The sequence below is a fragment of the Micromonospora sp. CA-249363 genome (assembly GCF_050950185.1).
GTDB lineage: Bacteria > Actinomycetota > Actinomycetes > Mycobacteriales > Micromonosporaceae > Micromonospora.
On record NZ_CP192020.1, the window covers coordinates 3,336,728 to 3,362,678 of the forward strand.

Sequence of the window (25,951 nt, forward strand, 5' to 3'; positions counted from 1 at the left end):
GTCACAGGCGGCGCTGGTGGCGCACGAGGCGCTGCGGGTGTGATCGCTTACGCTTCCCGCGCGGTCGATCGGACAACGGAGGTGCGCGGTGGCGGGTGTGGGTGTCGGCGACGTCGTGGACGATTTCGAGCTGCCGGATGAGACGGGTACCCCGCGGCGGTTGTCGGAGTTCCTGGCGTCGGGGCCGGTGGTGCTGTTCTTCTACCCCGGGGCGATGACGCGGGGGTGCACGGCGGAGAGCTGCCACTTCCGGGACCTGGCGGCGGAGTTCACGGCGGTGGGCGCGTCGCGGGTGGGCATCAGCCGCGACGAGGTGGCCAAGCAGGCGGAGTTCTCGACGATGCACGGCTTCGACTATCCGCTGCTGTCGGATGTGGACGGCACGGTCGCGCAGGCGTTCGGGGTGCGGCGGCGGGTGCCGTTGGCGGCGCTGAGCACGAAGCGGATGACGTTCGTGATCGGCACGGACCGCCGGGTCATCGAGGTGATCCACAGCGAGGTCAGCATGAACGACCACGCGGATCGGGCGTTGCGGGCCCTCGGCGGTTAGGGCGTGTGTGAAAGTCCTCGGTCGAGCCCAGGCGGCGGTCCGGCAAGGCGGAGTTGGGTTCGGATACCGGTGTTGTATCCGAACCCAACTCCAACGCCGCCGGCCGTTGGCTGGGCCCGCCGCAGGCCGGCCAGGGGCTTTCACACACGCCCTGAGCCCCGTGCGGCGGGTGTCGCAGTCGACTGGTATCAAGACAGCAATCAAACAGGTGTACGGAAGAGGGTTGTGATGGATGCCGGCCAGGGTTTGTCCACTGACGAGGTGCGCAGCATCCGGGAGGCGTTGGCGGCCGGCCGTAAGCCGAGGGTGGTGTTCACCGCCTCGGCGGGGCAGATCGCCGGTCAGGTCGGCCAGGTGGTCGAGCTGACCGATCCGGACGTGTCCGACGAGTTCGTCGTGGTGCGGTTCGGCCGTGACGAATTGCCGTTCTCCCCCGCCGATCTGGCGATCGCGCCCAAGGGCGCCGGCCGGCGGGTGGCCGAGCCGAAACCGGAGCCGGAGCCGGAGGCGCCCGCGGTGGCCGCGCCGGAGTTCGTGTTGGACACGCCGCGGGTGCCCGCGCAGCGACAGGAGGAGCCGAAGGTGGAGCAGGCCGAGAAACCGCCGGCGCGGCGGGCGGTCAAGGCCGCGAAGCCCAAGAGCCCCGCGGGCCTCACGGTGACCCTGGCGTACGCGGACGGCGAGTGGACGGTCGCCGCGCAGCAGGGCAGCAAGGCCCTGGCCAAGCCGTACGTGGTGAAGCCGGCCGAGGCGTTGAAGATGGTGGCGCTGGTGGACGTGCCGGGTGTGCAGGAGGCGGTGGAGCAGATCCTGGGCGCCGAGCGGGCCGAGGCGGAGCAGCAGGCGGAGAAGCTGCGGGCGGAGCTGGCCGAGATCGAGGCCCGGCTCGCGGAGCTGCGCGAGGCGAGCTGAGCGTTCGTTTTCCTGCTCGCGGCGGGTCTGCCCCGGTGGGGTGGGCCCGCCGTGGTGGTGCCGGTTCAGGAGCCGCTGTGGTGGTCGAGCAGTCGGGTGAGCAGGCGGGTCAGCTGCTCGCGTTCGCTGCTCGACAGGGGCGCGAGCAGGTCGTCCTGCACGCGGGCGACGGTGTCGGCCATCCGGTGGGCTTCGTCGGCGCCGGCGTCGGTGAGGCTGATGATGTTGCGGCGGCGGTCGGCCGGGTCGGGGGCGCGTACCACGAGTTCCCGGCCGGCCAGGTCGTTGATGGCGGCCACGACGTCGCTGCGGTCGATGCCGCAGCGGCGGCCCAGGTCGGCCTGGCTCGCGGGGCCGTCCTCGGCCAGCGAGGCGAGCAGCCGGAAGTGGTAGCCGCGCAGGTCGTGTGCGGCGAAGCCCGCGCTGGCGAGCCGGCCGGCGTGGGTGGCGGCCTGGTTGAGCAGCCAGCTCGGGGTGGTACGCAGCCCGGCGGGTGACTGCGGGGCGGTGGCGTCCATGGCGGGAGCCTAACAGTAATCGTTGGCGTGACCCACAAACCGTGTTACGTTGGCTCTACCAACGTTGGTTCAGCCAACGTTTTCGAAGGAGGCAACGTGTCCACACTCAACGGACAGGTCATCGGTCAGGCCCACTTCGCCACCCGGGCCCTGCTCGACCGCGCCGTCGCGCCCCTGGGCGTCGACTTCGGCCAGGTCCTCGCCCTCAACGCCCTCACCGCCGGCCCCGTCGCCCGTACCCCTCTCGTGCGGCGCCTCGCAAACGCCCGCAAGGTCGACGAGTCGGCCGTGCACGAGGTGATCGACCACCTCGTCGACGCCGGCCTGGCACAGCTCGACGACACCACCGAGGCGCAGGTGTCGCTCACCGACGCCGGCCACGCCACGCAGGCCCGCGTCGCCGAGGCCGTCGCGGGTATCACCGCTCGGCTGTACGGGGACATCCCGCCCGCCGAGGCCGACGTCGCCGGCCGCGTCCTCACGCTCGTCACCGAGCGGGCCAACGACGAGCTGGCGGGTGAGGCCGCTCAGAAGTAGTCGAGCAACTGTGCCGGGCCGCCGACGCCCAGCAGGTCCAGGGCGTCCGGCTCGACGCCGGCGGTGTGCAGCAGACCGGCCTGCGCCACCGAGCGGGCGCGCGCCGCGCCGGTATACAGCAGCGCGAAGCCGCGGACGTCCAACCGCAGGTCCGCCTCGCCGCCGATCCGAACCAGCTCGGCGTCGCCGTCGGCGACGGCCAGCCGCCAGGTGCCGGTGTTCCACTCGGCCAGCGGGTCGGTGAGGTGGAAGTCGACCACACCCTGGGCGTGGACGGGCCAGCCGCGGTCGGCCACCGCCCGTACGACGTCGACCGGTCGGTGCATCCACAGGTCGCGTTCGTGGTCGCGGGCGGCCTCCAACGGCAGGTGGACGCTGACGGCGTCACCGTCGAGCGGGCACCACCGCAGGGTCGGCGCGACGCTGGCCCAGCTCCCGAGCACCCCGACGAGTTCCCGGGCCGCTTCGGCCGTGGTGGCCAGGGCCTCGTCGACGGTCAGCACCGAGTCCGCGCCGTACCCGCGGCCGCGTTGCCAGGTGGCGTAGCCGACGAGGGTGCCGTCGTCCTCGACGAGGGTGAGCCCGTCACCGGGCAGCTTCGCGTCGGCGGCGAAGAAGTCGAACAGCTTGCCCCGGCGCGTCAACATGCCGTTGCGGTGGCGGGCGACCCGCTCGTACAGGTCGGCGACGGCGTCCAGGTCGGCGGGCGTGCCGGCGCGGACGGTCAGGTGCGACGCGGGCCGGTGCCGGGGCAGCGTGGCGGTGGCGAGGTTGACGGTGCGCAGCACGCCGCCGGTCTCCCAGCCGCAGGCGCGGTAGGGGGCGGCGATGGTCGGGTACAGCGCGCTGATCGCCGCCCCACGGTCCCGCGCCCCGGCCAGCAGGGCGGTGAGCAGGGCTCGGGCCACGCCCCGGCCCCGGGCCTCGGGGGCGACCGCCACCCCGGCGACGTCGGCGGCCGGCACAGCCCGACCGGACCACCACTGGTCGTGGTGCAGGTCGACCGCCTTGCCGACGAGCCGGCCGGCGTCGTCGAACGCGCCGTAGCGGGTCATGCCGGGCACGTCGACGCTCGTGCTGGGGGCCCGCTCCTGGCCGGATCCGAAGGCCAACCGGCCCAGCTCCCAGGCGTCGTCCAGGTCGTCGACGGTGAGTTCGTTAACGCGCATCGGCACACCGTAGCGACACGGCCCGACACCGACGAGCCGATAAACCCCCGCCCTCGGGGCCGGTCCCGGGGGTCAGTGTTGGGGGATGTTGGCTACGCCGATGCGCTTGCGGAACACCCAGTACGTCCACGCCTGGTAGGCCAGCACCACCGGTGTGAAGATCACCGCCACCCAGGTCATGATCTTCAGGGTGTACGGGGTGGAGGCCGCGTTGGTGGCCGTGAGCGTGCCCGCCGCGTCGAGGGTGGACGGCAGCACGTTCGGGAACAGCGCCGCGAACAGGGTCGCCACGGCCAGGCCGATCGCCAGGGCCGTACCCGCGAACGCCCAGCCCTCCCGGCGTACCCGGGCGGCGGCGAGGGCGCCGAGCAGCGCGAGGGCCGCGCCGACGGCGAGCACGACGGCGGCCGCACTGGAGCGGATGCTCAACGTCCAAGCCAGGAAACCGACCGCGAGCACGGCGGCGCCGACGCCCAGGCGCACCGCGAGGGCGCCCGCGCGCTCGCGGATGTCGCCGGTGGTCTTCAGGGCCAGGAACACCGCGCCGTGGGTGAGGAACAGCGCGAGCGTGGTCGCGCCACCGAGCAGGGCGTACGGGTTGAGCAGGTCGACGAGGCCGCCGACGTACTCATGGTCGGCGTCCAGGGGTACGCCGCGCAGGATGTTGGCGAAGGCGACGCCCCACAGGATCGCCGGCAGCAGCGAGCCGATGACGATGGCGGCGTCCCACCGGCGCTTCCAGGACGCCTCGGGGCGCTTGTGCCGGTACTCGAAGGCGACGCCGCGCGCGATCAGGGCCAGCAGGATGAGCAGCAGCGGCAGGTAAAAGCCGGAGAACAGGGTGGCGTACCACTCGGGGAACGCGGCGAACATCGCCCCGCCGGCGGTGATCAGCCACACCTCGTTGCCGTCCCAGACCGGGCCGATGGTGTTGATCAGGACGCGGCGTTCCCGGTCGTCACGGCCGAGCACGGGCAGCAGCATGCCGACGCCGAAGTCGAAGCCCTCCAGGATGAAGTAGCCGGTGAACAGCACGGCGACGAGGAGAAACCAGATGGTGGTCAGGTCCACGATGGGCTCCGGGTTCAGTAGGCGAAGGCGAGCGGGCGCTCGGCGTCGTCGGTGTCGTCGGCGGGGGGCTGTTCGCTGACGTCGGGCACTCCGGCCCTGGCGTAGCGCAGCAGCAGCTTGACCTCGATCACGGCGAGGGCGGCGTAGATCAGGGTGAACGCGGTGAACGAGGTCAGGACCTCGGTCAGCGAGACGCTGCGGGACACGCCGTTGCGGGTGAGCATCTCGCCGAAGACGATCCACGGCTGACGGCCCATCTCGGTGAATATCCAGCCGAAGGAGTTCGCCAGCAGCGGCAGCACCGGCATGGCCAGCCCGGCGCGCAGCAGCCACCTGCTGCGCGGGGTACGGCCCTTGCGCTGGCTCCACAGCACCAGCAGGGCGATGGCCCCGGCCGCCAACCCGAAGCCGACCATGAAGCGGAAGCTCCAGTAGGTGACCGGGATGATCGGGGTGTAGCTGCCCGCGCCGTACTGGGTGGCGTACTGGGCCTGGAGGTCGTTGATGCCGTGCACGGTGCCGTTCGGGTCGCCGGTGCCCAGGTACGACAGCAGGTACGGGATCTTCAGGGCGAACACCTCGCGGCTGCCGTCGAGGCTGCCGATGGTGAGGACGGAGAACGAGGCGGGGCTCTCGGTGGTGTAGAGACCCTCGGCGGCGGCCATCTTCATGGGCTGCACCTCGGTCATGATCTTGCCCTGGATGTCACCGGTGAAGAGCACGGCCGCGGAGGCGACCAGGACCACCCAGGAGCCGAACTTCGTGGCGAAGCGGTACGCGCCGGTGTCGGCGGAGTCGCGGTTGCGGATCACGTGCCACAGGCCGACCGCCACGATCAGCGACCCGGCGACCAGGAACGAGCCGGCCAGGGTGTGCGGGAAGGTGATCAGGGCGACCTTGTTGGTCAGCACGGCCGGGAAGTCGGTCAGCTCGGCGCGTCCGCTGTCGGGGTTGATGCGGTAGCCGACGGGGTTCTGCATGAACGAGTTCGCGGCGAGGATGAAGTACGCGGACAGGTTCGTGCCGATGGCGGCGGCCCAGATGCTGGCCAGGTGCGCGCGCTTGGGCAGCCGGTCCCAGCCGAAGATCCACAGGCCGATGAACGTGGATTCGAGGAAGAACGCCACGAGCGCCTCGATCGCCAGGGGCGCGCCGAAGATGTCGCCGACGAAGCGGGAGTAGTCGCTCCAGTTCATGCCGAACTGGAACTCCTGCACGATGCCCGTGACCACGCCCATCGCGAAGTTGATCAGGAACAGCTTGCCGTAGAACTTGGTGAGCTTGAGGTAGCGCTCGTTGCCGGTGCGGTGCCACATCGTCTGCAGGATCGCCACCAGCACGGACAGGCCGATGGTCAGCGGCACGAACAGGAAGTGGTAGACGGTCGTGACACCGAACTGCCACCGGGCGACGTCCAACGCGTCCACCTGAACCCCCAACTATGCGTACTACGAGACGTAGTAAATACTACTGCCCGTCGTAGACAAAGGAGTAGGGGCGGGCGGCCCGAACCGGCCCGGGACCAATGACTCTGATCACCCCGGGCATCCGGCCGACCCGCCCTCGCGGGGCCGTCGCCGCATGCGACGATGGCGCGCTGATGAACACCGCGCACTCCCCCTGGCAGCCACCACTGCTCTGGCGGGCCGCCCTCGTCGTGGCCCGCGCCCTGGTCGGCCTGCTCGCCCGCCTCGAGGTCACCGGCGACGTCCCCGCGCACCTGCGCCGGGGGCCACTCGTGCTGGCCGCCAACCACATCAGCCCGTTCGACCCCCTGGTCATGATCGCCGCCTGCCAGCAGCGGGGCATCGCCCCACGGATCATGGCGACCGCCGGACTGTTCCGCGCACCCGTGCTCGGCGCCGCCATGCGCCACGTCGGGCACATCCGCGTCGACCGGGGCACCAGCGCCGTCCACCAGGCCCTCGACGACGCGGCCCAGGCCGTCGCGGCGGGCTCGGTGATCCTCATCTACCCCGAGGGACGTATCGGCCTGGCCCCCGGCATGTGGCCCGAGCGCGGCAAGACCGGCGTCGCCCGGCTCGCGCTGGCCTGCGGCGCTCCCGTCGTCCCGGTCGCCCAGTGGGGCGCGCACGAGGTGCTGCCCTACGAGGCGCCGAAGGGGATGCTGCGCGGCATCGCCCGCGCCCTCTGGCGCCGACCGGTGATCCGGGTGCACTTCGGCGTACCTGTCGACCTCGGCGAATCGAGCGCCGCCCACCCCGGAGCGGCCCGCCGAGCCACCGACCGGATCGTCGACGCGCTCACCGACACCCTCGCCCCACTACGCCCCGACGAACCCGACGACCCCCGCCACATCGACCCCGGCCGCCCCACCGACACCTCCCGAATCCACCACCGCCCCACCCCCTGAACCCCGCCCCCGCGCCCGCCCCCCTCGCGCCCCGCCCCGGCGCCCCGCGCCCCGCGCCCCCGCGCCCCCGCGCCCCCGCGATCTTGCACTTTCTGTGGCGACATAACGGACCGAGCCGCCTATAACGACGACACAAAGTGCAAGATCGGCGCGATCGTGGGGCGGCGTGACCGTGGGGGGCGGCGTGACCGTGGGGCGGCGTGACCGTGGGGTGAGGGTCCCCCGGACAGGGGAGGCGGTTGGCTCGGTGTGGGGAGGAGGGGCGGTCCGGGTGGGGCGACGCTGGACTCGTCGGGAATCGAGGCGCGAGGGGGCGCAGGGGCCGTCCAGCCGGCGCCTCCGTGAGCCCTCTGGCGCTCCCGTCCCACGGGGGTGACGGGAGCGCCAGGGTCCGGGCGGACGAATGTCGCCGGCGGGCCACCTGCGCTCCACCGGTCGCGTGCATACTGCGTCGCGTGCTCAACCGATCCGCCTACCTCGACGCGCCCGCGCCGCTGGCGTTCGCCCACCGCGGCGGGGCCGCCGACGGCGACGAGAACACCACCGCGGCGTTCGCCCGGGCCATCGGGCTCGGTTACCGGTACGTGGAGACCGACGTGCACGCCACCGCCGACGGCGTTCCGGTGATCTTCCACGACCCGACGCTCGCGCGGGTCACCGGTGAGGCGGGGCGCATCGCCGACCTGAGCTGGGCCGACCTCGCCTCGGTACGCGTCGGCGGCGCCGCCGTCGTACCCCGGCTCGACGAGGTGCTGGACGCGTGGCCGCAGGTCCGCTTCAACATTGACGTGAAGGCCGACGGCGGCGTGGCGCCGACGGTCGCCACCCTGACCCGGGTCGGCGCGGCCGACCGGGTGCTGCTCGCCTCGTTCAGCGACGCCCGACTGGCCCGGCTACGGGCGCTCACCGAGGGGCGGGTCGCCACCAGCCTCGGCATGCGGGCGGTTGCCCGGCTGCGGCTGGCCTCCCTGCACGGCCGGCCGTTGCGGCTGCCCCCGTCGGTGGTCGCCGCGCAGGTGCCGCCCCGCTACGGGCGGGTGCCGGTGGTGGACCGCCGGTTCGTCGACTACTGCCACCGGCTCGGCCTTCAAGTGCACGTCTGGACGATCGACGAACCGGACCAGATGCACGACTTACTGGATCGTGGCGTGGATGGCATCATGACCGATCACGTCGGCGTGCTGCGCGACGTCTACCGCAGCCGCGGCCACTGGACCGCCTGAACAGCACCGAAGGAACCCCCGATGGCCGAGACCGTGACCCCCACGGTGACCGACACCCCACCTCCGGCGAGCACCCCCCGCGAGCGCCGAGGCTGGTACCTCTACGACTGGGCGAACTCCGCCTTCCAGTCCACGGTGATCACCGTGTTCCTCGGCCCGTTCCTGACCACTGTCGCCGAGACGGCCGCCGGCTGCGAGCTGGGCGCGGACACCTGCGACGGGTACGTGCACCCGCTGGGCATCCGCGTCGCGGCCGGGTCGTACTACCCGTACCTGATCTCGTTGTCGGTGTTCCTGACCGTGTTCGTGCTGCCCGTCATGGGGGCGATCGCGGACCGGTCGGCGCACAAGAAGCGCCTGCTCGGCGGGGCCGCGTTCACCGGCGCCGGCGCGACCGTCGCGATGGCCTTCGTCACCGGCGACCGGTACCTGCTCGGCGGCGCGTTGTTCCTGGTCGCCAACATCTCCTTCGGCGCCGCGATCGTGGTCTACAACTCGTTCCTGCCGCAGCTCGGCGGCCCGGACGAGCGGGACGGCATCTCCAGCCGTGGCTGGGCGCTGGGTTACCTCGGCGGTGGCCTGCTGCTGGCGGTGAACCTGGCCACCGTCTCCCTGCTCAGCGAGGACGACAACCCGCAGCGCACCCTGGACCTGGCACGCTGGTCGATCGTCTCGGCCGGCGTGTGGTGGGGGGCGTTCACGCTGGTGCCGCTGCGCTGGCTGCGCGACCGTCCCGTCACGGCGGCCCTGGCCGCGCGGGGCAACGTGCTCACCGACGGGTTCCGGCAGCTCGGTCACACCCTGCGCGGGATCCGGGCGTACCCGCTGACGTTGTTCTTCCTGCTCGCGTTCCTCGTCTTCAACGACGGCATCCAGACCGTCATCACGATGGCCAGCCAGTACGGCACCGAGGAGCTGCGGCTGGGGCAGAGCACCCTGATCGTCACGATCCTGCTGGTGCAGTTCCTCGCCTTCGGAGGCGCGTTGCTCCTCGGCGCGCTGGCCCGGCGCATCGGCGCGCAGAAGACGGTGCTGATCAGTCTGGTGCTCTGGACCGCCGTGATCCTGGGCGTGTTCTGGCTGCCCGCCGAGGCGCCGGTGCCGTTCATGGCGCTCGGCGCCTGCATCGGCCTGGTCCTGGGCGGCAGCCAGGCGTTGAGCCGTTCCCTGTTCAGCCAGCTCATCCCGGCCGGCAAGGAGGGCGAGTACTACGGCTTCTACGAGATCAGCGACCGGGGTACGAGCTGGCTCGGTCCGCTCGCGTTCGGCATCGTGTTCCAACTCACCGCCTCCTACCGGGTGGGCCTGATCTCACTGGTGGGCTTCTTCGTGGTCGGTTTCCTGCTGCTGCTGGCGGTGCCGATGCGCCGGGCCATCATCGCGGCCGGCAACACCCCACCACGGGTGCTCTGAGCACGTGCGACGCACCTGACAGATCCAGGTCGGCCGATCGGCTAGGCTGCCCGACCGTGACCGACGACGCCGCTGCCACCCCGACCTGCCTGGCCCACCCGTTCCCCGGCCAGCCGCACGCTCCCGCCGGCTGCGCGGCCGCGCGCGGGCTCGACGGGCGGCCGGTGCACGCGGCGGCGTTGAAGTTCTTCTGGGGGCCGATGGACTGCGGCAAGTCCACGATGGCGTTGCAGATGAACTACAACCACGCCCGGCAGGGCCGCCGTGGGCTCGTCACCACGCGCATCGACCGGTCGCTGGGTCCGCAGGTCACCACCCGTATCGGCCTGGCCCACGAGGCCATCGAGGTCACCGACGACCTGGACCTGCGGGCGCTCGTGCGCGGCCGCTGGGCCGACGGCGTACGCGTCGACTACCTGATCTGCGACGAGGCGTGCTTCTACACCGTCGAGCACGTCGAGCAGATGGCCGAGCTGGTGGACAGCTACGACGTGGACGTGTTCGCGTTCGGCCTCGCCACGGACTTCCGGTCGTGCCTGTTCCCCGCCGCGCAGCGCCTGTTCGAGTTGGCCGACGAGGTGGCCCGCATCCAGGTCGAGGTGCTGTGCTGGTGCGGTCGGGAGGGGCTGCTCAACGCGCGGGTCGTCGACGGGCGGGTGGTCCGCGAGGGCGAGCAGGTCGTCATCGGCGACACCGTGGAGACCGCCGAGGTGCGCTACCAGGTGCTCTGCCGCCGGCACTACCGCAGCGGCGACCTCGGCCCCCGCGTCTAGGACCGCTGCCCGGCCCGGAGCCGATCAACCATGATCACCGCGATGGTCACCGCCGTCGCCAGCGCCGCGCACGTCACCACCGTCGCGCCCAGCCCCACGCAGACCGGCACCAACGCCAGCAGCAGCACCACGGCGGCGATCCGGCTGGTCGGCAGCGCCCGCCAGAGCACCGCCTGGTAGGCGGCGTGCCCGGCGAGGAACAGCGCCGGGCCACCCAGGGTGAACAGGGCGGTGACCGTGGTGGCCGTCGCGCCCGGGGCATGCAGCAGCCGTTCGTCGCCCGCCGAGGTGACGACGATGCCGGCGACCATCACCGGGTGCAGGTAGTTGAACGCGAGCCGGCTCAGCGCCCCCGTACGGCTGCCCGCGCGGGCGACGACCTCCGCGGCGGCCGGCGCCGACCGCGCGAAGTACACCCACCACAGCGCCACCGAGCCGGCGAACGCCACACCGAACGCGCCGAGGCGTACCACGTCCACGTGTGCGGTGAGGGTGCTGCCGGTGACCAGGATCGACTCGCCGAGCGCGATGAGGACGAACGCCGCGCAGCGCTCCGCCAGGTGCCCACCCTCCACCATCCACCGTTCCGGGCGGCTGCGTTCCCGCCCCGGCAGTGGGTAGCCGATCGACAGGCCGACCACCTCGAGCACGATCACCGCCGCCCACGCCCCCTCCCGGGCCGGAGTGTCGAGCAGGCCGCCGACCACCACAAGCACCGACGTGGCGGCGATCCAGGGCAGCGACTTCTGGAACCCGTCGACCAGCCACGGGTTGCCCTGCGCGGCCCACAACGCGAACGCGGTCCGGCCCACCTGCACGGTGACGTAGACCGCCGCGAAGAGAAGACCCATCCCGGCGAACGCCTGCGGGATCGTCGCCGACAACAGCAGGCTGCCCAGCGTCACCCCGATCAGCATCGCCCGTACCGGGCCCTGGTCGGGTTGCAGCCAGTTGGTCACCCAGGTGGTGTAGACCCAGACGAACCAGACCAGCGCCAACAGCAGGGCGGTACGGGCCGCGCCGCGCCAGTCCGGGTGCGCGATCAGGTAGTGCGACACCTGGGTGATCGTGAAGATGAAGACCAGGTCGAAGAACAACTCGGTCGAGGTGGTCGGCTCGACGCCCTGACGCCGGCGCAGGAGCCGGGGGTGCGCCAGGTCGACGGCCGGCGGCTCAGAAGGGGTCACCGCACACCCGCCAGTCGCCGCCCTCGCGGACCACCGGCAGGCGGCGTTCCTCGCTGATGCCGCCGTCGCGGGTCACCTTCACGGTCACCGTGCCGCGCGGACGCCCACCCTTGGTGGACACCGACACGTCGGTGATCTCGTAGTCGGTCACCATGGGCGGGGTCCGTACCCAACTGGTGAACCCGATCGCGCTCCACCGGGTCCGCGCGTCGGCGCACAGCCGCTCGTACGCACGGTCGCTGTCGCCGAGGGCCACCTCGCTGAGGAACCCGTCGGCGGTCTCCCGGATCGGGCCGGCGGCCTGCCGTACGGTCTGCAGGTTCCACGCCCCCAGTCCGGCCACCCCGACGCAGCACAGCGCCATGCCGAACCCGGCGAAGGCCAGCCCGGCACGCATCGGACGGCGCCGCCGGGCCGGTCGGCTCCACGACTGGCCGGCACCCACGACTACCGACCGTAGAGAACGCCGTCGCGGTGAGGCATGGCAAGCCGGAAACTGGGCCTTCTTTCGGTGCGACGACGCATCGTCTACCGTCGGCGCACACCCCCGTTGCGCCAGGGAGCCGATCGATGAGCCGCTTCGTGCAGCCCGTACCACCCCCCGCCGACCCGTACGCCGGTGACGCCCTGCTGCGGTCCTGGCTGGAGCGTCACCTCGGCGCGGCCGGACACGCCGCCGCGAAGGGCCGCCTGGCCGACCTGGCCGCCGATGTCACCGGGCCGCTGCGCGCGGCGCACGCGGACGCCGAGGCGCATCCGCCGACGCTGGTGCGGTACGACCCGTGGGGCGCCCGCGTCGACCGTATCGAGGTGTCCGCCGGCTGGCAGGCGCAGCGGGCCGCCGCCGCCCGGCACGCGGTGGTGGCGCTGCCCTACCTGCCCGACGCCCGGGGCACCTGGGGCGCTGCCGCGCGGGTCGTGCAGCACGCGCTGCTGCACCTGTACGGGCCGGAGTCGGCCACGTTCTCCTGCCCGGTCGCGATGGCCGACGGCGCGGCGGCGCTGCTCAGCCTGCCCGACGTCGACGCGGCTGTCCGGGACGCGTGGCTGCCCCGGCTGACCTCCACCGACCCCGACACGGCGATCACCAGTGGGCAGTGGATGACCGAGTCGCAGGGTGGCTCGGACCTGGGCCGGTCCAGCACCATCGGCCGACCGGCCGCGGACGGATCGTGGCGGCTGACCGGGGAGAAGTGGTTCTGCTCCGCCGCCGACGCGGCGATGGCGGTGGCGCTGGCCCGCCCCGAGGGCGCCGGGCGGGGCAGCCGCGTGCTCGCCCCGTTCCTCGTACCCCGCTACGCGGTCGACTCGCCCCTGTCCACCGGCGCGACGGCGGACGCCCCCGCCCCCGGCGTCGTCGTGCACCGGCTCAAGGACAAGCTCGGCACCCGGGCCCTACCGACCGCCGAGATCGGGCTGCGTGACGCGTACGCGGTGCCGCTGGGCGACCCGGCGGTGCCCGGCCTGGTCCGGGCCATGACCCTGGTCGTGGTGACCCGGGTGCACAACGCGGCCGCCGCTGCCGGCGGAATGCGACGCGGGCTCGCCTACGCCCGCGCGTTCGCCGACGCGCGGCACGTCGCGGGCGGTCCGCTGGCGTCCTCGCCCCTGCACCGCGCCACGCTGGGCACCCTCGCGGTCGACGCGGCGGGCGCCTTCGCCCTCGCGGGTCACGCGTTCGCGCTGCTCGGGCGGGTGGAGGTCGGCGCCGACCCCGAGGCGGTCGCGGAGCTGCGCATCGTCGCGCCGCTGGCGAAGCTCGCCACCGGCCGGCTCGCCGTCAGCTCCGCCAGCGAGTACGTGGAGAGCTTCGGCGGCGCCGGGTACGTGGAGGACACCGGCGTGCCCCGGCTGCTGCGCGACGCGCAGGTGCTGCCGATCTGGGAGGGCACCACCAACGTCCTGTCCCTGGACGTGCTGCGCGCGTTGACCCGGGAGGACGCCGGCGCGCCGCTGCTGCGTCGGCTGACCGCCGCCGTCGACCTGGCCCGACCGCTGTCGCCCGCGCTGGCCGACACTCTCGCCGGCGTCGCCGGGCAGCTCCGCGACACCATCGTCGCGGTGACCGACGACCCGGGCGCGGCGACCGTCATCGCGGGCGCCCGTGCGCTGGCGCTGCGTCTGGCGTACGCGCTGACCGCCGCGCTGCTCGTGGAGCACGCCGCCTGGGGTGACGAGCAGGCGGAGCTGGCGGCCCGGCTGTGGGCGCGCCGGTGGCTGCGGCACGAGGACATCTCCGAGGACGCCCACCACCACCTGGACCTGCTCTGCTGACCGGCTCGACGGGAATTGTCGGGGGTACCGGGCAGACTGCGCGGATGACGACAACCGCCGACCTCGCCATGGTCAATCTGGACAGCTCCGACCCGGCCGCGCAGGCCGCCTTCTACCACCGGGCGCTGGGCTGGGAGATCACCCACAGCCAGGCCGAGTACGCGATGATCCGCAACGGTGGCGTGTCCATCGGGTTCGGCCTGGTCGAGGGCTACCAGCCGCCGGCCTGGCCCGATTCGGCCGGGCAGAAGCGTTACCACCTCGACCTCTACGTCGACGACCTGGCCGTGGCCGAGAAGGAGTTCGTGGCCGCCGGCGCGTCGAAGCCGGAGTTCCAGCCCGGCGAGACCTGGGTGGTGCTCCTCGACCCGATCGGGCAGCCGTTCTGCCTCTGCCGCCGACCGCAGGGCTGAGGCGACAGCGCGCCGCGCGCCGCCCAGGGCCGACGCGCGCCGCCGTCGGCGACCCGGCGGCGCTCAGCGCAGTGGGCCGCGGGCCACCGCGTCGCGCATCGCCGCCGGGTCGCCGACCGGGACGTACTCCAGCCACCAGGTCGCCCCGGCGGCGGCCAGCTCACGGCGGTAGGCCCGCTCGGCGCGCTCGTCCGGCCGACGACGCCGGCCGCCGATCGCCACGTCGAACGGCTGCCCGTCGGCTCGCGTCGCCGGCAGCGCTCCGACCAGCTCGTGGACCTCGTCGGGGGTGAAGTCGGCCCAGCCGTCGGTGTCGGTCAGCTTGTACGGGACGATGCCGTCCGCGCGGGCCGCGCGACGTCGCACCGCCCCGGCCTGCGTGCTGCCGCCGACCCACACCGGCACCCGGGGCGACTGCACGGGCGGTGGACGCAGCGCCACGTTCTCCGCGCGGTAGTGGACGCCCCGGTGCTCGACCCGTTCGCCGCTGAGCAGGCCGGTCAGCAGGTCGAGGCCCTCGTCGAGCATGGCGGCGCGGACGGCCACGTCGGTCGGCTCGCCGAACGCGGCCAGCCCCCGGTCGCCGGGGTCGCCGACGCCGACGGCCACCGTGGCCCGGCCGGCGCTCAAATGGTCGAGGGTCAGCACCTCGCGGGCCAGCTTCGCCGGGCGGCGTCGGGGCAGCGCGGTGACGGTGGTGCCGAGGCGCACCCGTCCGGTGCGCCCGGCGATCGCCGCGAGCAGCAGCCACGGGTCGTAGGTGGACGGGTCGTCGCCACGGTGGTGGATGACGTAGTCCTCCAGGAACACCCCGTCCCAGCCGGCGTGTTCGGCCAGCTCACCCAGCTCGACGAGGGTGGCGGCGGTGAGATCGTCGCCGCCGCAGGGGATCTCCAGGCCGTGTCTCATCCGCCGACCGTACGGCGGGGGTCCGACGCTCAGGCGCGCCGACGCGACCGGGCGGCCCACACCGCGTACGCCGGGTCGCGGTCGAGGTTGTGCCGGTCCCGGTCGTAACGGCGGGTGGTGCGCGGGTCGGCGTGCCCCATGGCGTCCTGCACGTCTTCGAGGGGAACGCCCTCGGAGCGGGCGGTGGTGGCGAACGCGTGCCGCAGCGAGTGCGGTGACAGTCGCGCCCAGGCCGGAATGCCCGCGGCCCGGGCGAGGCGACGGACCATCCGGAACACGGAGTGCCGGTCGAGTCGTGCGCCGCTGGCGGTGACCAGCAGCGGCCCGCTGAGCTGCGTCACCGGCACCCCGGCGGCGGCCGCCCGGTGGGCCAGGTACGCGTCGACCGCGTACGCGGTGCCCGGGGTGAGGGCGCGGCGACGCTGTTTGCCGCCCTTGCCGACGAAGCGCACGCTGCGGTGCCCACGTTCGGCGCCGAGGTCGGTCAGGTCCAGCGAGACCAGTTCCCCGACCCGCAGGCCCAGGTCGGCCAGCAGCGCGATCGCGGCCCGGCTGCGCGCCGCCGTCGGGCCGGTCTCGGCGTCGGCGGCGGTGAGCAGGGCGTCCACCTCTTCGGGGGTGAGTCCGATGGTGGCGGAGTGGTCCCGGTCGACGCGGGGCCGGTCCGCGCCGGAGACCGGGTTGGCCGGTACGCCGCCGAGCTTGACGAGGAAGTCGTACCAGCTCGACAGGGCGGACAGCCGACGTGCGACGGTCGCCGGGGTCAGCGGTCGGCCGCTGCGGGCCACGAGGGTGGACTCCAACGCGCGGGCGTACTCGTTGACGTGCAGGAACGTGGCCCGCAGCGGGTCCAGATCGTGCTCGGCGCACCAGCCGAGGAACGCGGCGACGTCGCGCCGGTAGGCGTCGCGGGTGTGCTCGGAGAGCCGACGGTTGCGCAGCCACGCCTCGGTGACGTCCATCGGCGCGCTCGGCAGGGCCGGTCGGGCGGTGGGGCGGGCGAGCACGGGCGCGTCGGAGAACACCATGTGAAAAAGGTTCTCAGCAGCGGATGGGATTGCCACGCAGGCGCGCCGACGGCCGGCACCCTTGGTGGGTGCCGGCCGTCCACTGCGGTGCGTCAGGCGTCGATCTTGCACTTTCTGCGGCGACACAAAGCACATAAAGCCCATAACCACAACCCAAACTGCAAGATCGCCGCCCGCGCCCGCGCCCGGGGCGCGCCCGGGGGCGAGGGCTGCGTCTCAGGCGTTGATTTGTCGGCGGCCGTTGCTGTTGGCGGTGATGGTGACCCGGCGGGGCTTGGCCCGCTCGGCGACGGGGATGCGCAGCGTCAGCACCCCGTGCTCGTAGCCCGCCTCCAGCTTGTCGGTGTCGAGGGTGTCGCCGAGGAACAGTCGCCGGGTGAAGGTGCCCATCGGACGTTCGGCGGCGACCAGCTCGACACCGTCCCCGGACGGTCGGCGGCGCTCGGCGCGGACGGTGAGGACGTTGCGCTCGACGGTGCAATCGATGGTGTCGGGGTCGACGCCGGGCAGGTCGAACGCGGCGTAGAAGAAGTCTCCGTCGCGGTAGGCGTCGAGCTGCATCGTCGCCGGACGGGCTGCCGTACCGAAGAACTGCTCGGCGAGCCGGTCCACCTCGCGGAACGGGTCGGTACGCATCAACATGGTCATGCCTCCTCGGTTCTCCTGGCCGAAGGTAATGAGTTGAGCCTTGGCGACTCAACTTCCTCTTCTTATTTAGCGCCTTGCGGGCCGGCCGTCAACCTCTTCTCGAACCAGTGCTCGGCGTACGGACCCTGCGAGTAGGCCGGGATCTCGACATAGCCGTGCCGGGCGTACAGCGCGCGGGCCTCGACCAGGTCGGAGCGGGTGTCCAGGCGGATGCGGGCCGCGCCGGCCGCCAGCGCCCGCGCCTCGACGGCGGCCAACAGGGCGGCCCCTCCACCCGTGCCGCGGTGCGCGGGCCGGACGAACACCCGGGTCAACTCGGCGAACTCGGCCTGCCACCGCAGCCCGGCGCAACCGGCCAAGCCCGCGCCGCGGTGGGCGACGAGAAGCACACCACCGGGGTACGCCAGGTCGTCGCTGGGCATCTCGGCCAGCGCGGCGTCGACCTCGCCGGGTCGGGCCGGACGGCAGTGGTAGCGCACCACCATCTCCGTCATGTACTCGCGCAACAGGACTGTCGCGTCCGGATGGTCGGGACGGACGGCGGCGGTCACCCACCGCGCCCCGACGGCCGTGGTCACGCGTTGTCCTCGGCGGTCCGCTGGTAGATGCCCTGCTCACGGGTCAGCAACCGCTCGTCCACCAGGTACCGGCGCAGGGTTGCGTGGTCCGACGCGCCTCCCGCGCACCACGGCTTGAGCGCGTCGTCGACGGCCCGCTCCGGATAGCGGGTGCCCGGCGCGAACGACCGTTGCGCGATGTGGGCCAGCAGCGTTCGCCGCCGTCCGCGCTGCGCCGGCATGCCCACCAGGACGTCCCCGCGCAGGAACGTGCGCAGCACCGGATCCTCGGCCGGCTCGGCGTCGTCGGTCGGGCGGCTGTCGCGCGCCGCCGCCCGCAGCGACGCCTCGTCGACCGCGAGCGCGCCGTCAGCGCCGGTGACGAGGCCCGCGTCGGCGAGCCGACGGAGCCCAGTGAGCACGACCCGCGCCGGCAGGCCGGAGCGCCGCACGACCTCGGGCACGCTTGTCGACCCCAGCGCGACCGCCGCGAAGATCCGTCGCCGTCCGTCGTCGGCCAGGGCCCCGGCCAGAGCGTGCGCAGTCATGCCGGTCACCCTCCCATCGGGGTACGCGCGCCGCCAGGCGATTTCCGGGGTACGCGCCCAGCCGCACCACCGCCGGCCTGCTGGTCTTCGTTGCGACGTCGAGGAGGATCGGGGCAGCGGTCAGCGGCGGAAGCGATCGCGGTGCGAGGTCCGCTGCGGCGAAGTCCACCCGGGAGGCGCTGCGCTGGGTGCGTGGCAGCGGTGGGGGCGCGAAGACGCCTGAGGCGTGGAACTCGAAGGCAGGCGTGTGCGCGCGGACGAAGGCCGGCATACGGACAGGGCGGGAACCATTCATGGCTTCGGCGATTCCAGGTGTCGGCAGGAGGCGCCGAGGGGCCTCCTGGATCCAGTGACGGATAGCCGGTGCATCCGGCTGGCGCGACGTCGCAGATCACGTCGCTGACGGAAACCCGCACCGGTTCTGCGGCGCGGGCTCCGAGTGGCACGGCGGACGGAGGCGGGGAGGTCACTCGAACCCGTCCTCATCGCGCACGTGCGCCACTGGTCACTGATCCATAGGCGCCAGCATGGTCAAGCCGCGGCTGGTGGGCAATGGATTTACCGCACGGCCTCGCGGCCGGCCCTCGGCCACGCCCGGCGCGTCGGCTGGTTGCGCGGCGACGTGCCGTCGACCGGGCTACGGCGTGTCGGCCGGCTGTTCGGCGACGAGGAGCACCCGGCGCAGCAGGTCGGAGAGCATCCGTCGCTCGTCCGGCGTCAGCGCGCCGAAGAGTCGGTGCTCCTCGTCGCCCTGGCTCTCCATGGCCGCGCGCCACGCGTCCATGCCCGCGTCGGTGAGCTCCACGTCCACCCGACGACGGTCGACGGTGGACGGGATGCGCCGGACGAAGCCCCGTCCCAGCAGGGTGTCGACGCGTGCGGTGATCGAGGCCGGGGCCACCGACAGATCCGCGGCCAGGTCGGAGGGCGCCGCGCGACCGCGCCGACCGGCGAGGGCGTGCAGGGTCTCGTACTCGTGCCGGGGCAGGTCGAAGTCGGCGAGGACCCGTTCCTTGACCGAGCGCAGGTGCCGGGTCAGGCGGATCATCCGGGTCACCGCCCCCTCGATGTCCCTGTCGAGGCCGGGCACCACGGGGAGCCAGCGCTTGATGTGCTGGTCGACGACATCTTCGGCGGCGGTCACGACGTCAGCTTAGCTCAACACCGAAATATTCATTGCCGAAAAGTTCGGCGTCAAAGTATGTTCGCGGCATGGCTCACCCGCTGCGCGCCCGCCCCTTCCGCTTGCTGTTCCTCGGCCGTACCGTCTCGGCGGTCGGGGATGCGGTGGTGCCCGCCGCTCTGGCCCTGGCCGTGCTGCGGGCCACCGGCTCCAGCGGGGCGTTGGCGGTTGTCCTGGCTGCCGCGATGGTGCCCCGGCTGCTCCTGCTGCCGCTCGGCGGTGTCGTCGCCGACCGGTTCGCCGCTCGCCGGGTCGCCCTGCTGGCCGACCTGGTCCGCTGCGGGACCCAACTCGCGGTCGGCGTGGAACTGCTCGGCGGCGAGCCGTCGCTGACCACCGTCGTGGTGGCCTCCGCGCTCGGCGGCACCGCGTCGGCGTTCGCCATTCCGACCGCGTCGCCCCTGGTGGCCGGCACCGTCGCGGGAGCCGACCGGCAACGGGCCAACGCTCTGATGGGGGTCACCGCCAACGCCAGCCGACTGCTCGGCCCGGCCCTGGCCGGGGCGTTGATCTGGGCCGCCGGGCCGGGTTGGGCGTTCGTCATCGACGCCGGGTCGTTCGCGCTCAGCGCCGCCCTGCTCGCGCTGGTCCGGGTCGCACACGTGCCGGTGCCTCGCCGCTCGGTCCTGGCCGACCTGCGGCACGGCTTCGGCGAGGTACGCGCCCGTGACTGGTTCTGGACCAGCCTGCTGGGGCACGGCATGTGGAACGGCGCCGCCGCCGTGCTGATGACCCTCGGGCCGGCCGTCGCCATCGACCGCCTCGGCGGCGAGGCGACGTGGGTGCTGCTGTTGCAGGGCGGCGCGATCGGCATGCTCGTCGGCTCGCTGCTGGCCGGGCGCGTCCGGCTACGCCGACCGGTGCTGCTGGCCAACGTCGGGCTGGCCACCTACGCCGTGCCGCTGTTCCTGCTGGCCGTGGCCGCGCCCGCCCCGGCCGTGATCGTCACGTACGCCGTGGCGCTGACCGCCCTCGGCTACTTCAACCCGGTCTGGGAGACCGTCGTGCAGCACCACTTCCCGCCGGAGGTCCTGGCCCGGGTCACCTCGTACGACTGGCTGGTGTCGCTGGCCGCCATGCCACTGGGCTACGCGCTGGCGCCGCTGGCCGCTGACTCGTTCGGCACGCCCTTACCTCTGGTGGTCGCCGGCCTGCTGGTCCTGGTCGCCTGCGGCGGCACCGCGCTCGTGCCCGGCGTACGCCGGCTGACCTGGCCGGCGGCCCGCGAGCCGCAACCGGCCGAACCCGCCGGCGTGCGCTGAGCAGGCCAGGCCGATGTGGAGGGTCAGCCGGCGGCGCGGGCCATGGCGACGAAGCCGCGCCAGGCGTCCGGCCGGAAGGCCAGCGTCGCGCCGTCGCGGTCCTTCGAGTCGCGGACCAGCACCACGCCCGGAAGGTTGTCGGCGACCTCGACGCAGTTGCCGCCGTTGCCACCACTTCTCGTGCTCGTGCGCCACCGCGCCCCGGTCATGTCCATGATCCCGCCGCTTCTCTGAGAAGGTCCAGGGAGCGTCCCCGGGGCAGCGCCTCGCCGCGAATCCGCTCCCACCGCCGCTCCAGGCTAACAAGCTCCGAAGGCCGATCGAGGATCTGCGCCTGCGCGGCGCTGTCGACGTGCGCGAGGCGCGAGCCGTCCGGGAGATCGGCGATGGTGAACGGCCCGTCGAGCCCCGGGTAGCTCGGCGCGTCCGCCGGAACGACCTGGAGTTGAACGGTATCCGTCTCGACGTAGCCGAGCAGGCGCGTGAGCTGCGCGGCCATCAGCGCCCGGTCGTCGCCGACCCGGCGGCGCAGCACCCCCTCGTCGAGCAGGGCGATGAGCAGCGGCCCCTCGGTGTCCCGCTCGATGATCGACTGCCGGTTCATCCGCGCCTCGGTGAACTCGTCGACCGCGTCCGCCGTCAGCACCCCGCCGGCCAGGGTCGCCCGGGCGTACGCCTCGGTCTGGAGCAGCCCCGGCACCCACGTCAACTCGAACGACCGCAGGGTCACCGCCTCGCGTTCGATGTCGACCCACGGTCGGAACCACACCGGCTCCCGACGACGCAGGGCGTCCGGCCACAGTGCCTCGGCGTCGCGGGCCAACAGTTCGGCGACGGTCGCCCGGTGTCGACTCTGGGGAACGTGGCCGGGGTTCGCCCACCGGGCGACGGTCTTGGGGTGCACACCGATCCGGTCGGCGAGGCTCTCGGCCGTGTGGCCCGCCTCGGCGAGCGCGGCGACAAAGGCGTGGTTCATTCCGTTCCTTCCGGGGAGCAAAGGGGCTGTGCCAAAGAGAACACGTAACGCTGTGTGCTTGTCCAGAGACTCCCGGGAAAGTGGGGTATCGACGGCGCGGCCGGCAGGGACCCGAACCCGGCGGACGCGTTCGCAGCGGGGGTCGCTTCCGCGATCAGAAGCGGCCCCCGCCTCCACCAACCGATGAGGAGGACAGCCGTGCCGCACATCGAGGAAAGGGCCACGAGACGCACACACTCCCCGTTGCGCCCGTCGTGGCGTTGCCCGGTCTGCGGCATCCTCTGGCCGTGTTCGACCGCGAAGCTGCGTCTGCTCGGTCAGTACCGCGAGGACCGTCCGGGTCTGTTGACGCACCTGGCGGCGGTCCAGAAGGAGGCCGAGGCCGACCTCGCCGCGCTCAACCCCGACGTGGCGCTACCCGACCTGACCCCGCGCTTCGTCGGCTGGGCCCTGCCCCGCTGATCAGGTCGGCCTGTCGGTGCGCAGTCGTGCGTGCCGGTGCATGTCGTGCCAGCCGTCGGCGTGCCGCATCGACCGACGCGCCACCCCCTCCACGGCGAAGCCGCCCCGCGTGGCGACCCGGCACGACGCCGCGTTGGCCGTCGAGTGGTCCAGCCCCAACCGGTTCAACCCCGCCCGCGTGAAGCTCCACCGCGTCAGCGCTCCCAGCGCCGCGGTGGCGATGCCCCGACCGCGTGCGTCGGGCAGCAGCCAGTACGAAATCTGCGCTGACGCGTCGGTCAGCGACACGTCCCGCAACCCCGTCTGACCGATCGGCCGGTCGTCATCCTCGACGATCGCGAAGCTCACGGCCGTCTCGGCCCGCCAGCGGCCGGTCCACTGTGCCGTCCACGCCCTGGCCTCGGCGTCGTCGTCGAGCCGGAGCACGTGCCACCGCTGGATCGCCGGACAGTCGAACGCGGCCCGTACGGCCGGGGCGTCATCGTCGCGCCACGGCCGCAACGCCAGCCCGGGGCGTACCTCAAGGTGGGGTTGTTCCTGGGCGGCGAGACTCCCGGCGGCCAGGGCGGGGGTGACGAGCAGCGGCATCGGCCCATTATCGGGCCGGCGGCCTCACCCGCCTCCTGATGATCGTGCTCGATCCACGATGTAGTGGCCTCCCTTCGCGAGGAGGCCACTTAATCCATGTTCGAGCGCGATCATCGCGCGTCGTGGGAACTGCGGGCGGTCTCACTCTCCGGTCGGGCCTCCCGCCAGCTCGGTGACCACGTCGAGGTGGCCCAGGTGGCGGGCGTACTCCTGCACCAGGTGGAACAGCACCCGTTCCAACGACGCCGGGTCCGCGCCGTCCCAGCGTGGGCCCGGCGCGCCGATCTCGGCCAGGTCGTGCGCCAGCACCACGGCGGTCGTGTGCGCGCCCTGCGCCCGTAGCGCCGCCACCAGGTCGTCGCGGGTCTCCTCGGGAGCGACGTACCAGCGGTCGTCCCGATTGTCGCCCCACGGCTCGGCGACGTCCCGACCCTGGAAACCCCACTCGATCCAGCGCAGCTCGACGTGGCGCAGGTGGGTGACCAGTTCCAGCGGCGTCCAGCCGGACGGCAGCCGGCTGCTGCGCAGCTCCGACTCGTCCAGCGCCGACACCTTCGCCACCACCGACTCGCGGAAGTAGTCCAGGTAGCGCAGGAAGACCTCGGTGCGGCTGCCGGCCGGCGCGGTCGGCTCGGGGAACGCCGTCACGGCAGGTCACGCCCGCGCTGCCGGACCCCGGCCGCCCCGTACGGGTAGTCGCCCACCGGGGGCGCGCTCGCCTCGTCCAGCAGCCGCATCTGCTCGTCGCTCAGGACGAGGTCGGCGGCGGTCAGGTTGTCGTCGAGCTGCTCGGTGGTACGGGCGCCGAGGATCACCGAGGTGACCGCGGGCCGGGCCGCGAGCCAGGCCAGCGACACCGCCGACATGGACGCGCCGAGGTCCCGCGCGACCTGGCCGACCGCGTCGAGCACCTGCCAGGTGCGCTCCTGCCCGTTACGACCGGCGTACGCCTCGACGCCGCGCTGCGGGTTCTCCCCGAGCCGGGTCGCGCCGGTGGGCGTGGTGTCGCGCCGGTACTTGCCGGTCAGCCAGCCTCCGCCCAGCGGTGACCACGGCAGGATGCCGATGCCCTCGTTCTCGCAGACCGGCACCAGTTCGAACTCGATCTCCCGGGCCAGCAGGTTGTACTGCGGTTGCAGCGTCACGATCGGGGTGAGGTTGAGGTGCTGGGTGAGCAGCGCCGCCTTCTGCAACTGCCAGCCGGTGAAGTTGCTGACCCCCGCGTAGCGGATCTTGCCGGCGCGGACCGCGTCGTCGAAGAAGCGCAGCGTCTCGGGCAGCGGCGTCAGTGGGTCCCACGCGTGCGCCTGGTAGAGGTCGACGGCCTCGACGCCGAGCCGCCGCAGGCTCGCGTCCAGGGCGCGGGTGAGATGCACCCGGGACAGGCCGGCGTCGTTCGCCCCGGCGCCCATCGGAAAGCGGCCCTTGGTGGCGATGACGAGCCGATCGCGTACGCCGGGTCGGGCCCGCAGCCAGCGACCGACGATCTCCTCCGAGACGCCCCGGGAGTACACGTCGGCGGTGTCGAGGAAGGTGCCGCCGGCCTCGACGAAACGGTCGAGCTGCGCGAAGCTGCCCTCCTCGTCGGTCTCCGCGCCGAAGGTCATGGTGCCCAGACAGAGGGTCGACACCACCGTGCCGGTGCCGCCCAGATTGCGATAGCGCATATCGTCCTTTCGGTCCGAGTGACAAAGCTGATCTTCGCACTCGTCCCCACCACCCGCATTCGGACGATCCCGAACACCCGCACGGGCACCCACGCGGCCACGCCGCCGGTCATCATGAGCGGGTGAGCGAGCCCGCGATCGATATCGACCGACCGCACCGGCCCACCCAGCCGCCGTCGGCGACGCCACCCGAGCCCGGCGCGCGCTCGCGCGGTCCGTGGCTGGTGGCCGCCGCGACCACGGTGATGCTGCTGCTGCTCGCCGGTCGGTACGGCTACCACCGCGACGAGCTCTACTTCCTGCTCTGCGGCCGGCACCTCGACTGGGGTTACGTCGACCAGGGTCCGCTGGTCCCCGCGCTGGCCCGACTGCTCGACGAGATCGCGCCGGGCAACCTGGTGGTCCTGCGGACGCCGTCGGCGCTGCTCGCCGGGGGCGCGGTCCTGCTGGTCGCCGCCATCGCGCGGGAGTTGGGCGCCGGCCGGGGCGGGCAGAGCTTCGCGGCGGTGCTGGCCGCGATCTCCGGCATCGGGCTCGCCAGCGGCCACCTGCTCAGCACCACGACCGTCGACCTGCTGGTCTGGCTCGGCGTGGCGTGGTGCGCGGTGCGCCTGCTGCGCACCGGCGACACCCGGTGGGCGCTCCCGCTCGGTCTGGTGCTCGGCGTGGGCATGCTCAACAAGCTGTTGCCGGCGCTGCTGGCCGTGGGCCTGCTCGCCGGGGTGCTGATCGCGGGGCCCCGTCGGCTGCTGCGCGACCGCCGGGTGCTCGCCGCCGCCGGCATCGCCCTGGTGCTGGCCGCGCCGAACCTGATCTGGCAGGCCGCGCACGGTTTCCCGCAGCTCGGCGTGGCCGCGTCCATCTCCGACGGGGCCAGCTCCTACAGCGGCCGCCTCGACGCGTTCACCCTCCAGTTCCTCATCATCAGCCCGTACGCCGTACCGATCTGGATCGCCGGCCTCGTCGCGTTGCTGCGCCGGCCGGCGTGGCGGTCGTACCGTGCGGTGGGTTGGGCCTGGGTGGTCGTCTTCGGCGTGGTCCTGGTGGCCGGCGGCAAGGGCTACTACGACGCTCCCCTGCTGTTGGTGCTCGCCGCGGCGGGCGCCGTGGTGACCGCGGCCTGGGCGTCGCGCGGCTCGGCGTGGCTGCGGCGGGGGGTGCTCGCGGCCGGCGCGGTGCCGTTCCTGCTGCCCAGCATCGTGCTGCTGTTGCCCGTGCTGCCGGCCGACCGGCTGCCCGCCTTCGTCGTCGACGTCAACTACGACGCCGGCGAGACCATCGGCTGGCCGGCGTTCGCCGACTCGCTCGCCACCGTCCACCGTGGCCTGCCGGAGTCGGATCGCGCCCGGGCGGTCATCCTCACCGCCAACTACGGCGAGGCGGGGGCGGTCGCGCGCTACGGACCGGCCCGAGGGCTTCCCCGGGCGTACTCCGGTCACAACAGCATGGTCGATTTCGGCCGGCCGCCCGCCGACGCGGACGTGGTGATCGCGGTGGGCTGGGAGCGCCCCGACGCCCTCAACGGCTGGTTCGAGCGGTGTGTGCAGGCCGGGCAGGTCGACCAGCGCGTCGACGTGGCCAACGACGAGAACGGCGGCCCGATCCACGTGTGCCGGGGGCTGCGGCGTCCGTGGGCCGAGATCTGGGACACCGAGGTACGCCGGACCGGCTGAGTCTCGCTGCATACGGCCGGTCGGCGTCGGCGATGC

The 25,951-nt window shown here is 73.0% G+C and carries 29 protein-coding genes; 12 read left to right on the forward strand and 17 right to left on the reverse strand.

Annotated elements, in window-relative coordinates:
- Positions 1-88 precede the first annotated feature (88 nt).
- Both ACQPZK_RS15405 and ACQPZK_RS15410 read left to right on the forward strand, forming a co-directional pair.
- Positions 89-550, forward strand: coding sequence for a peroxiredoxin (locus tag ACQPZK_RS15405; protein WP_433538944.1), 462 nt, complete (start codon positions 89-91; stop codon positions 548-550).
- A 228-nt stretch (positions 551-778) separates the two neighbouring features.
- Positions 779-1,462 carry a hypothetical protein gene (locus tag ACQPZK_RS15410; RefSeq protein WP_433538945.1) on the forward strand — a complete coding sequence of 228 codons (684 nt, stop codon included), beginning with the start codon at positions 779-781 and terminating at the stop codon, positions 1,460-1,462.
- Between the two features lie 65 nt (positions 1,463-1,527).
- On the opposite strand, the gene ACQPZK_RS15415 is transcribed toward ACQPZK_RS15410, so the two are convergent.
- Positions 1,528-1,980 (reverse strand): MarR family winged helix-turn-helix transcriptional regulator, encoded by a 453-nt coding sequence (locus ACQPZK_RS15415; protein ID WP_433538946.1) that lies wholly within the window; start codon positions 1,978-1,980, stop codon positions 1,528-1,530.
- Positions 1,981-2,076: 96 nt separating this feature from the next.
- Between ACQPZK_RS15415 and ACQPZK_RS15420 the strand changes: the two genes are divergently transcribed.
- Entirely contained in the window at positions 2,077-2,517 is a 441-nt protein-coding gene (locus ACQPZK_RS15420) for a MarR family winged helix-turn-helix transcriptional regulator (RefSeq protein WP_433538947.1), read from the forward strand.
- Here ACQPZK_RS15420 and ACQPZK_RS15425 read toward each other — a convergent pair.
- The 3 genes from ACQPZK_RS15425 to ACQPZK_RS15435 form a co-directional block, all read right to left on the reverse strand.
- On the reverse strand, positions 2,508-3,686 hold the full coding sequence (locus tag ACQPZK_RS15425) for a GNAT family N-acetyltransferase (RefSeq protein WP_433538948.1): 1,179 nt from the start codon (positions 3,684-3,686) through the stop codon (positions 2,508-2,510). The genes ACQPZK_RS15420 and ACQPZK_RS15425 overlap by 10 nt on opposite strands.
- A 72-nt stretch (positions 3,687-3,758) precedes the next feature.
- Positions 3,759-4,757: a cytochrome d ubiquinol oxidase subunit II gene (cydB, locus tag ACQPZK_RS15430; RefSeq protein ID WP_433538949.1), complete on the reverse strand. Its 999-nt coding sequence runs from the start codon at positions 4,755-4,757 to the stop codon at positions 3,759-3,761.
- A gap of 14 nt (positions 4,758-4,771) precedes the next feature.
- Positions 4,772-6,184 (reverse strand): cytochrome ubiquinol oxidase subunit I, encoded by a 1,413-nt coding sequence (locus ACQPZK_RS15435; protein ID WP_433538950.1) that lies wholly within the window; start codon positions 6,182-6,184, stop codon positions 4,772-4,774.
- Positions 6,185-6,357: 173 nt separating this feature from the next.
- Between ACQPZK_RS15435 and ACQPZK_RS15440 the strand changes: the two genes are divergently transcribed.
- From ACQPZK_RS15440 to ACQPZK_RS15455, 4 genes are all read left to right on the forward strand, one after another.
- On the forward strand, positions 6,358-7,131 hold the full coding sequence (locus tag ACQPZK_RS15440) for a lysophospholipid acyltransferase family protein (protein ID WP_433538951.1): 774 nt from the start codon (positions 6,358-6,360) through the stop codon (positions 7,129-7,131).
- A gap of 455 nt (positions 7,132-7,586) precedes the next feature.
- Positions 7,587-8,354 carry a glycerophosphodiester phosphodiesterase gene (locus ACQPZK_RS15445; protein ID WP_433538952.1) on the forward strand — a complete coding sequence of 256 codons (768 nt, stop codon included), beginning with the start codon at positions 7,587-7,589 and terminating at the stop codon, positions 8,352-8,354.
- 21 nt (positions 8,355-8,375) lie between these two features.
- Positions 8,376-9,767: an MFS transporter gene (locus ACQPZK_RS15450; protein ID WP_433538953.1), complete on the forward strand. Its 1,392-nt coding sequence runs from the start codon at positions 8,376-8,378 to the stop codon at positions 9,765-9,767.
- A 56-nt stretch (positions 9,768-9,823) separates the two neighbouring features.
- The gene (locus tag ACQPZK_RS15455; RefSeq protein WP_433538954.1) at positions 9,824-10,540 is read left to right on the forward strand and encodes a thymidine kinase; all 717 of its coding nucleotides are present in this window, start codon (positions 9,824-9,826) and stop codon (positions 10,538-10,540) included.
- Here the strand turns inward: ACQPZK_RS15455 and ACQPZK_RS15460 are convergent.
- Both ACQPZK_RS15460 and ACQPZK_RS15465 read right to left on the reverse strand, forming a co-directional pair.
- Positions 10,537-11,727, reverse strand: coding sequence for a low temperature requirement protein A (locus ACQPZK_RS15460; protein WP_433538955.1), 1,191 nt, complete (start codon positions 11,725-11,727; stop codon positions 10,537-10,539). The two genes, ACQPZK_RS15455 and ACQPZK_RS15460, sit on opposite strands and share 4 nt — an antisense overlap.
- On the reverse strand, positions 11,714-12,124 hold the full coding sequence (locus ACQPZK_RS15465; protein ID WP_433539223.1) for an Rv0361 family membrane protein: 411 nt from the start codon (positions 12,122-12,124) through the stop codon (positions 11,714-11,716). Before ACQPZK_RS15465 ends, ACQPZK_RS15460 begins: the two co-directional genes overlap by 14 nt.
- A gap of 173 nt (positions 12,125-12,297) precedes the next feature.
- On the opposite strand from ACQPZK_RS15465, the gene ACQPZK_RS15470 reads away from it, so the two are divergent.
- Complete coding sequence (locus ACQPZK_RS15470) at positions 12,298-14,001, forward strand: acyl-CoA dehydrogenase family protein (protein ID WP_433538956.1); 1,704 nt, start codon at positions 12,298-12,300, stop codon at positions 13,999-14,001.
- Between the two features lie 44 nt (positions 14,002-14,045).
- A complete protein-coding gene (locus tag ACQPZK_RS15475) occupies positions 14,046-14,414 on the forward strand; it encodes a VOC family protein (RefSeq protein ID WP_433538957.1) in 369 nt (122 codons plus the stop codon).
- 63 nt (positions 14,415-14,477) lie between these two features.
- Here ACQPZK_RS15475 and ACQPZK_RS15480 read toward each other — a convergent pair whose 3' ends face one another.
- The 6 genes from ACQPZK_RS15480 to ACQPZK_RS15505 all read right to left on the reverse strand — a co-directional run bounded on the left by ACQPZK_RS15480 (position 14,478) and on the right by ACQPZK_RS15505 (position 19,248).
- Positions 14,478-15,323, reverse strand: coding sequence for an LLM class flavin-dependent oxidoreductase (locus tag ACQPZK_RS15480; RefSeq protein ID WP_433538958.1), 846 nt, complete (start codon positions 15,321-15,323; stop codon positions 14,478-14,480).
- Between the two features lie 29 nt (positions 15,324-15,352).
- Complete coding sequence (locus ACQPZK_RS15485; protein ID WP_433538959.1) at positions 15,353-16,351, reverse strand: tyrosine-type recombinase/integrase; 999 nt, start codon at positions 16,349-16,351, stop codon at positions 15,353-15,355.
- 216 nt (positions 16,352-16,567) lie between these two features.
- Positions 16,568-16,993 (reverse strand): Hsp20/alpha crystallin family protein, encoded by a 426-nt coding sequence (locus tag ACQPZK_RS15490; RefSeq protein WP_433539224.1) that lies wholly within the window; start codon positions 16,991-16,993, stop codon positions 16,568-16,570.
- Between the two features lie 68 nt (positions 16,994-17,061).
- Complete coding sequence (locus tag ACQPZK_RS15495) at positions 17,062-17,577, reverse strand: GNAT family N-acetyltransferase (RefSeq protein ID WP_433538960.1); 516 nt, start codon at positions 17,575-17,577, stop codon at positions 17,062-17,064.
- Complete coding sequence (locus ACQPZK_RS15500; RefSeq protein ID WP_433538961.1) at positions 17,574-18,104, reverse strand: DUF2087 domain-containing protein; 531 nt, start codon at positions 18,102-18,104, stop codon at positions 17,574-17,576. Before ACQPZK_RS15500 ends, ACQPZK_RS15495 begins: the two co-directional genes overlap by 4 nt.
- 637 nt (positions 18,105-18,741) lie before the next feature.
- Positions 18,742-19,248, reverse strand: coding sequence for a MarR family winged helix-turn-helix transcriptional regulator (locus ACQPZK_RS15505; protein ID WP_433538962.1), 507 nt, complete (start codon positions 19,246-19,248; stop codon positions 18,742-18,744).
- A gap of 68 nt (positions 19,249-19,316) precedes the next feature.
- Between ACQPZK_RS15505 and ACQPZK_RS15510 the strand changes: the two genes are divergently transcribed.
- Complete coding sequence (locus ACQPZK_RS15510; RefSeq protein WP_433538963.1) at positions 19,317-20,549, forward strand: MFS transporter; 1,233 nt, start codon at positions 19,317-19,319, stop codon at positions 20,547-20,549.
- A gap of 23 nt (positions 20,550-20,572) precedes the next feature.
- Here ACQPZK_RS15510 and ACQPZK_RS15515 read toward each other — a convergent pair whose 3' ends face one another.
- Positions 20,573-20,764: a DUF397 domain-containing protein gene (locus ACQPZK_RS15515; protein ID WP_433538964.1), complete on the reverse strand. Its 192-nt coding sequence runs from the start codon at positions 20,762-20,764 to the stop codon at positions 20,573-20,575.
- A complete protein-coding gene (locus tag ACQPZK_RS15520; protein ID WP_433538965.1) occupies positions 20,755-21,525 on the reverse strand; it encodes a DUF5753 domain-containing protein in 771 nt (256 codons plus the stop codon). Before ACQPZK_RS15520 ends, ACQPZK_RS15515 begins: the two co-directional genes overlap by 10 nt.
- 198 nt (positions 21,526-21,723) lie before the next feature.
- On the opposite strand from ACQPZK_RS15520, the gene ACQPZK_RS15525 reads away from it, so the two are divergent.
- Positions 21,724-21,987, forward strand: coding sequence for a flavin reductase (locus ACQPZK_RS15525; RefSeq protein WP_433538966.1), 264 nt, complete (start codon positions 21,724-21,726; stop codon positions 21,985-21,987).
- On the opposite strand, the gene ACQPZK_RS15530 is transcribed toward ACQPZK_RS15525, so the two are convergent.
- From ACQPZK_RS15530 to ACQPZK_RS15540, 3 genes are all read right to left on the reverse strand, one after another.
- A complete protein-coding gene (locus tag ACQPZK_RS15530) occupies positions 21,988-22,575 on the reverse strand; it encodes a GNAT family N-acetyltransferase (RefSeq protein WP_433538967.1) in 588 nt (195 codons plus the stop codon).
- Between the two features lie 141 nt (positions 22,576-22,716).
- Positions 22,717-23,223: a DinB family protein gene (locus ACQPZK_RS15535; RefSeq protein ID WP_433538968.1), complete on the reverse strand. Its 507-nt coding sequence runs from the start codon at positions 23,221-23,223 to the stop codon at positions 22,717-22,719.
- Positions 23,220-24,242: an aldo/keto reductase gene (locus ACQPZK_RS15540; RefSeq protein ID WP_433538969.1), complete on the reverse strand. Its 1,023-nt coding sequence runs from the start codon at positions 24,240-24,242 to the stop codon at positions 23,220-23,222. The genes ACQPZK_RS15535 and ACQPZK_RS15540 overlap by 4 nt, the downstream gene beginning before the upstream one ends.
- A 122-nt stretch (positions 24,243-24,364) precedes the next feature.
- Between ACQPZK_RS15540 and ACQPZK_RS15545 the strand changes: the two genes are divergently transcribed.
- Positions 24,365-25,915 carry an ArnT family glycosyltransferase gene (locus tag ACQPZK_RS15545; protein WP_433538970.1) on the forward strand — a complete coding sequence of 517 codons (1,551 nt, stop codon included), beginning with the start codon at positions 24,365-24,367 and terminating at the stop codon, positions 25,913-25,915.
- Positions 25,916-25,951: the final 36 nt, after the last annotated feature.

Bases quoted from the DNA above. Each gene is read 5' to 3' on its own strand.
- ACQPZK_RS15410 (WP_433538945.1), top strand. From the start codon at position 779: ATGGATGCCGGCCAGGGTTTGTCCACTGACGAGGTGCGCAGCATCCGG.
- ACQPZK_RS15415 (WP_433538946.1), bottom strand. From the start codon at position 1,980: ATGGACGCCACCGCCCCGCAGTCACCCGCCGGGCTGCGTACCACCCCG.
- ACQPZK_RS15425 (WP_433538948.1), bottom strand. From the start codon at position 3,686: ATGCGCGTTAACGAACTCACCGTCGACGACCTGGACGACGCCTGGGAG.
- ACQPZK_RS15440 (WP_433538951.1), top strand. From the start codon at position 6,358: ATGAACACCGCGCACTCCCCCTGGCAGCCACCACTGCTCTGGCGGGCC.
- ACQPZK_RS15450 (WP_433538953.1), top strand. From the start codon at position 8,376: ATGGCCGAGACCGTGACCCCCACGGTGACCGACACCCCACCTCCGGCG.
- ACQPZK_RS15465 (WP_433539223.1), bottom strand. From the start codon at position 12,124: ATGCGTGCCGGGCTGGCCTTCGCCGGGTTCGGCATGGCGCTGTGCTGC.
- ACQPZK_RS15470 (WP_433538956.1), top strand. From the start codon at position 12,298: ATGAGCCGCTTCGTGCAGCCCGTACCACCCCCCGCCGACCCGTACGCC.
- ACQPZK_RS15475 (WP_433538957.1), top strand. From the start codon at position 14,046: ATGACGACAACCGCCGACCTCGCCATGGTCAATCTGGACAGCTCCGAC.
- ACQPZK_RS15480 (WP_433538958.1), bottom strand. From the start codon at position 15,323: ATGAGACACGGCCTGGAGATCCCCTGCGGCGGCGACGATCTCACCGCC.
- ACQPZK_RS15485 (WP_433538959.1), bottom strand. From the start codon at position 16,351: ATGGTGTTCTCCGACGCGCCCGTGCTCGCCCGCCCCACCGCCCGACCG.
- ACQPZK_RS15490 (WP_433539224.1), bottom strand. From the start codon at position 16,993: ATGTTGATGCGTACCGACCCGTTCCGCGAGGTGGACCGGCTCGCCGAG.
- ACQPZK_RS15500 (WP_433538961.1), bottom strand. From the start codon at position 18,104: ATGACTGCGCACGCTCTGGCCGGGGCCCTGGCCGACGACGGACGGCGA.
- ACQPZK_RS15510 (WP_433538963.1), top strand. From the start codon at position 19,317: ATGGCTCACCCGCTGCGCGCCCGCCCCTTCCGCTTGCTGTTCCTCGGC.
- ACQPZK_RS15515 (WP_433538964.1), bottom strand. From the start codon at position 20,764: ATGGACATGACCGGGGCGCGGTGGCGCACGAGCACGAGAAGTGGTGGC.
- ACQPZK_RS15520 (WP_433538965.1), bottom strand. From the start codon at position 21,525: ATGAACCACGCCTTTGTCGCCGCGCTCGCCGAGGCGGGCCACACGGCC.
- ACQPZK_RS15530 (WP_433538967.1), bottom strand. From the start codon at position 22,575: ATGCCGCTGCTCGTCACCCCCGCCCTGGCCGCCGGGAGTCTCGCCGCC.
- ACQPZK_RS15540 (WP_433538969.1), bottom strand. From the start codon at position 24,242: ATGCGCTATCGCAATCTGGGCGGCACCGGCACGGTGGTGTCGACCCTC.